Source organism: bacterium (assembly GCA_040753555.1).
Lineage (GTDB): Bacteria > UBA9089 > UBA9088 > UBA9088 > UBA9088 > JBFLYE01.
Map to the genome: position 1 here is coordinate 1 of JBFMDZ010000177.1, position 4,318 is coordinate 4,318.

The 4,318-nt window shown below is 36.1% G+C and carries 3 protein-coding genes; 1 reads left to right on the plus strand and 2 read right to left on the minus strand.

Going from position 1 to position 4,318, the window contains the following annotated elements:
• Nucleotides 1–124: 124 nt before the first annotated feature.
• Nucleotides 125–1,123: a zinc metalloprotease HtpX gene (locus AB1630_10740; protein MEW6104267.1), complete on the plus strand. Its 999-nt coding sequence runs from the start codon at nt 125–127 to the stop codon at nt 1,121–1,123.
• Between the two features lie 158 nt (nt 1,124–1,281).
• Here the strand turns inward: AB1630_10740 and AB1630_10745 are convergent, their stop codons facing one another.
• Both AB1630_10745 and recQ read right to left on the minus strand, forming a co-directional pair.
• Nucleotides 1,282–1,497 (minus strand): hypothetical protein, encoded by a 216-nt coding sequence (locus AB1630_10745; GenBank protein ID MEW6104268.1) that lies wholly within the window; start codon nt 1,495–1,497, stop codon nt 1,282–1,284.
• Between the two features lie 290 nt (nt 1,498–1,787).
• Nucleotides 1,788–3,938, minus strand: coding sequence for a DNA helicase RecQ (gene recQ, locus AB1630_10750; GenBank protein MEW6104269.1), 2,151 nt, complete (start codon nt 3,936–3,938; stop codon nt 1,788–1,790).
• Nucleotides 3,939–4,318 lie beyond the last annotated feature (380 nt).

The window sequence follows — 4,318 nt, forward strand, 5'->3', positions numbered from 1 at the left end:
TGTTTTGATGGTATTTAACAAAAAAATCTATAAAGGAAAAAAGAGATTATCTTTTTGTGATGTGTTTTTGATATAATATATCCTGTTTAGAGGTAATTCTGGACAAAGGTAGCGAAATATAGGAATTAGTAGAGAAAGGGAGTACAGGGCAGATGCAATTGCAACAAGATTGACCAGGAATCCCTTATCCCTTGCTCAGGCACTATATGTTATTTCTAATCACTATACAGGGGTTAAAAATTCTTTTGGCTTAGCAAGTATATTCTTTCTTAATCCAGAAATGGGAAAACTTGATGAAAAGGAGGATTTTTTCGCCAATCTATTTTCCTCCCATCCGCCAGTAAAACAGAGACTTAACATACTCCTGAATATGGGAAAATCAGACCTTCGCTTGCTTTCAGACTCTATAAAGAAGGATAAGCCCATTTTAAAAGAGGATGAGGGATTAAAAGAGATTCCTCCACCTCATTGGTTTGCCTGTGATGAAGGGGTTTGGCGTGGACCATTTACCATTTTGGAATTATCTAAGATTAAATGGATTTCTCCGCAAACATGGGTTTCTCAAGAAGGAAAAAGGGAAAAATTCTATCCAGCATATAAAGATAGGGAATTAAATGCGATATTTAAAGAAAGGGCGGGAGGAAAAGCTATTTTAGGATATAACTGTCCAGGGTGTAAGCAATCTTTAGTCAAGGTAGAATACGAGGGGACTTTTCTTTTTCATTGCCAATTTTGCAAAGGTATGCTGGTTGAGGAGACAAAGATTGAAAGGGTTTTAACTAGAGAAGAAAAATGTTTTTCAGAAAATATTGTTAAACTTGCAAGCTATGTTTTATCCTCAAAGCCAGAAAGGAAAATAGAAATTAGACCCTCAATTAAAGAGCTTCTTTCTTCTTCAAAACCAGAAAAGAAAATAGAAATTAACCCTCCAAAAGGAATGGATGAATTTCCACCCTTAACCTGTCCGAAGTGCCAAGAAGGGATGAAAAGGATGTTGTATAGCTATGCTTATCCAGTAGAGATAGATAAATGCTTAAATTGCAATTCTATTTGGTTTGATGAAACAGAGCTTGAGATATTACAATATCTTATTGAGCGAGAGGTGATATATGAAAAAAAATAAGGCTCTTCGCATAATATGGTGCAAAAATAATTGTATTCTTATCTTTTTAACAAAGAAGCTCAATTGTAAATTTTAAATTGCAAATTTTAAATTCGAATATTTCGCACCCCTTGGGTTAGATTAGTTGTTGTGAGCCAAAATTAGTTGAAAATGGCTATTTAGTTCTCTTGCAAAAGGATAATTTTCAACAAATCCTTAAATCCCTTTTTCGTTTTTTCAAAATCATTGCCAAATTCATCAATGGTTTGCTTCGTGATTTTAGTATTGTTTTCCAGAACAATGTTTGTTTTTCCGTCTTTACCGTCAAAAAATCTCCAACCGGCATTTTGAAGTAATTCACTGATTTTAATTCTGGCTTTGGCTTCTTTTGGCATATTTGTAAGTCTCTCTTAACTGATAGAAATTTGCTTTTTTGGTCTTTAGCACCATACTATTTTACCAAAAAACTTATCTTCTATCAACAGAAAATCCCGCTCTTTTTCCCCTACCATGCAGGACAAAAAGGGCAAGTTTTTCATACCTCTAACTCCTTGAATAATTGCGATGTTTGTCTTTTTTAGTTTTAAATTTTAAGTTTTTTCCTGCCATTTCTTATTTTTTGCTCATAAGTTAAGTATTATAGATAAACAATATCTTCCTTATGCCTGATTCTATTCCTTCCACCTTAACTTTTTCTGAAGAATTTTGTCCTTACAAGCCTTATCTGGTCATAGGAAAATTCATCACCCAGCCTTTCTTTTAGGGGTGTCAGCCTTTCACCTCCTAGCTCGTTTATTGCCTTTATGATTATCCCTTGTTTTTCAAGGGAGACAAATCGCTCGATGGATATGTCTCTATGAGAGAGAATCAGCCTTTCTAGGTGGTGGGTGATGGTTGAGGGGCTTAAATTCCTCTCCTTTGCCATCTCTTCAAGGCTCATTTCTTTTTGGTATAGCTCTAATGTCTTTTGAAGGGTGGAAGAAAAATCTTTTACTTTGGGTTTTGGTAGGCTTGGTATTTCTTCTGGGTTTATCTCATTATCTCTGCAATATTCACCAATGGCATTTATAAATATTTCACCATAGCTTTTTAGCTTTCTCTCTCCTACGCCACTAATCCTTGAAAGCAAAGATAGATTGGTTGGATAATAGGTTGCCATCTCAATTAAGGTTTTATCATGAAAGATGATATAGGGCGGAAGATTTTCTTCTTCTGCCAATTTTTTCCTTAATTTTCTTAATATCTCAAAGAGGTTGCGGTCAAAAGCCCTTGTATCCTTTTTAAATCTTTGCACCCTCTCAATTGGTTTTTTAAGGAAAACCCTTTCGTTTTTAAACAAGACCCCTTTGCTCTTCTCATTAAGCTTTAGAATTGGGTATTTATCGCCCTCTATATCCAGAATACCACGCTTGATCATCCCCATAATAAAAAACCTCCATTCCTCTTTTGAATGCTCCTTTCCAATACCGTATGTGCTTATTTGACAATGATTTTGCTGAATGATCTTTTTATCCCTTGAACCCAAAAGGATTCTAATAATATGGTTTATTCCGAAACCCTCTTTAACCCTATAAACGCAAGAAAGTATCTTCTGTGCCTCAATGGTTGCATCAAAGCTTTCTCCCTCATCCAAACAGATATCGCAGGCTTTGCAATTGGCTTCTTTAAAATCCTCGCCAAAATATTCCAACAAAACCTTGCGCCTACAGGTGTTTCCCTTACAGAAATCAATAATCTTTTCAAGCTTGTAAGATGCAATCTCTCTCGCTTGCTTATCCTCTTTTTGTGCGATAAAATATTCTATTTTTGCCTTATCTTGGTAACTAAAGAAAAGGATGCAATGGCTAGTAAGCCCATCCCTGCCCGCCCTTCCTGTTTCCTGATAATAACCCTCAAGGCTCTTTGGCAGGTCATAATGGATTACATATCTTACATCCTGCTTATTTATCCCCATTCCAAATGCAATGGTAGCAACGATTCGCTTAACTTTGCCATTTATAAACATATCCTGATTTTTATTCCTTTCCTCGCTGGTTAGTCCAGCATGATAAGGAAGGGCATTATACCCATCTTCTTTCAGGCTATAGACAAGGCTTTCTACGGTATCCCTTGCTTGACAATAGATAATTCCTGGCTTGTCTTTGTAAGCTTTCAGATAGGTCAATAATTGTTGGTAGGGATCTATCTTTGGTTCAATCTTGTAATAGAGGTTTTTTCGGTTAAAGCTTGCCCTGTATCTTTTACACCCAAAGATATTTATCTCCTTTATAATATCTTCCTCTACCTCCTTTGTTGCGGTGGCGGTTAAGGCAATAAGGGGTAAGGTTGGAAAATCTTTTTTTAATACCTTAAGATTTCTGTATTCTGGCCTAAAATCATGCCCCCATTCAGAGATACAATGAGCCTCATCAACCACAAAAAGGCTTAGGGAAATCCCTTTTAAAAAATCAAGAAACCCTGGTATGGCTATTCTCTCGGGAGCAAGATAGAAAATCTTAAAATCACCTTTCTCTAATCCCCTTTTTCTTGTGGCGATCTCTTGGGAAGAAAGGGTGCTATTGATGTATGTGCTAGGGATTCCATTAGAGATAAGCCCATCCACCTGGTCTTTCATCAGGGAGATAAGGGGAGAGATAACAATGGTTAAGCCATCAAAGAGAAGGCAGGGAAGTTGATAACAAAGAGATTTTCCCGCACCGGTTGGCATTACCACCAATACATCCTTTCTATCAAGGACATTCTTTATAATCTCCTCCTGCAAGGGCAAGAAACTTGTATAGCCAAAATATCTCTGCAGAGTTTTTAAAAGCATCCTGAAATTAAATTTCTCAACCAATCTTTAGCATCATAGTATTTTAGCAAAAAACTTATTCTATATCAATAGAAAATCGCGCGCTTTTTTTCCCTACCAGGCAGGACAAAAATGACAACCCAACTTGAGTAAATTAAAATGTAACATAACTACAAACCCCTATTAGTGTTTTCGTATTGCTAGATGTGCTTGTGCTAAAGGTAAATGGGTTATCCCTTGCATATAAGAACTATGCTTACTATAGACCTCCTGATTACATCTTCTACATCCTAAATTCTTTCGTAATTATTCACCCCCTCTTTGTGACGGAGAATCTTAAGAAAAAGAGAAAAGGAGAATATCATCTTTGTCTAATTAACCATTTATCCACTTTCTCAATCATTCGTATAATCTGTCCAATGATT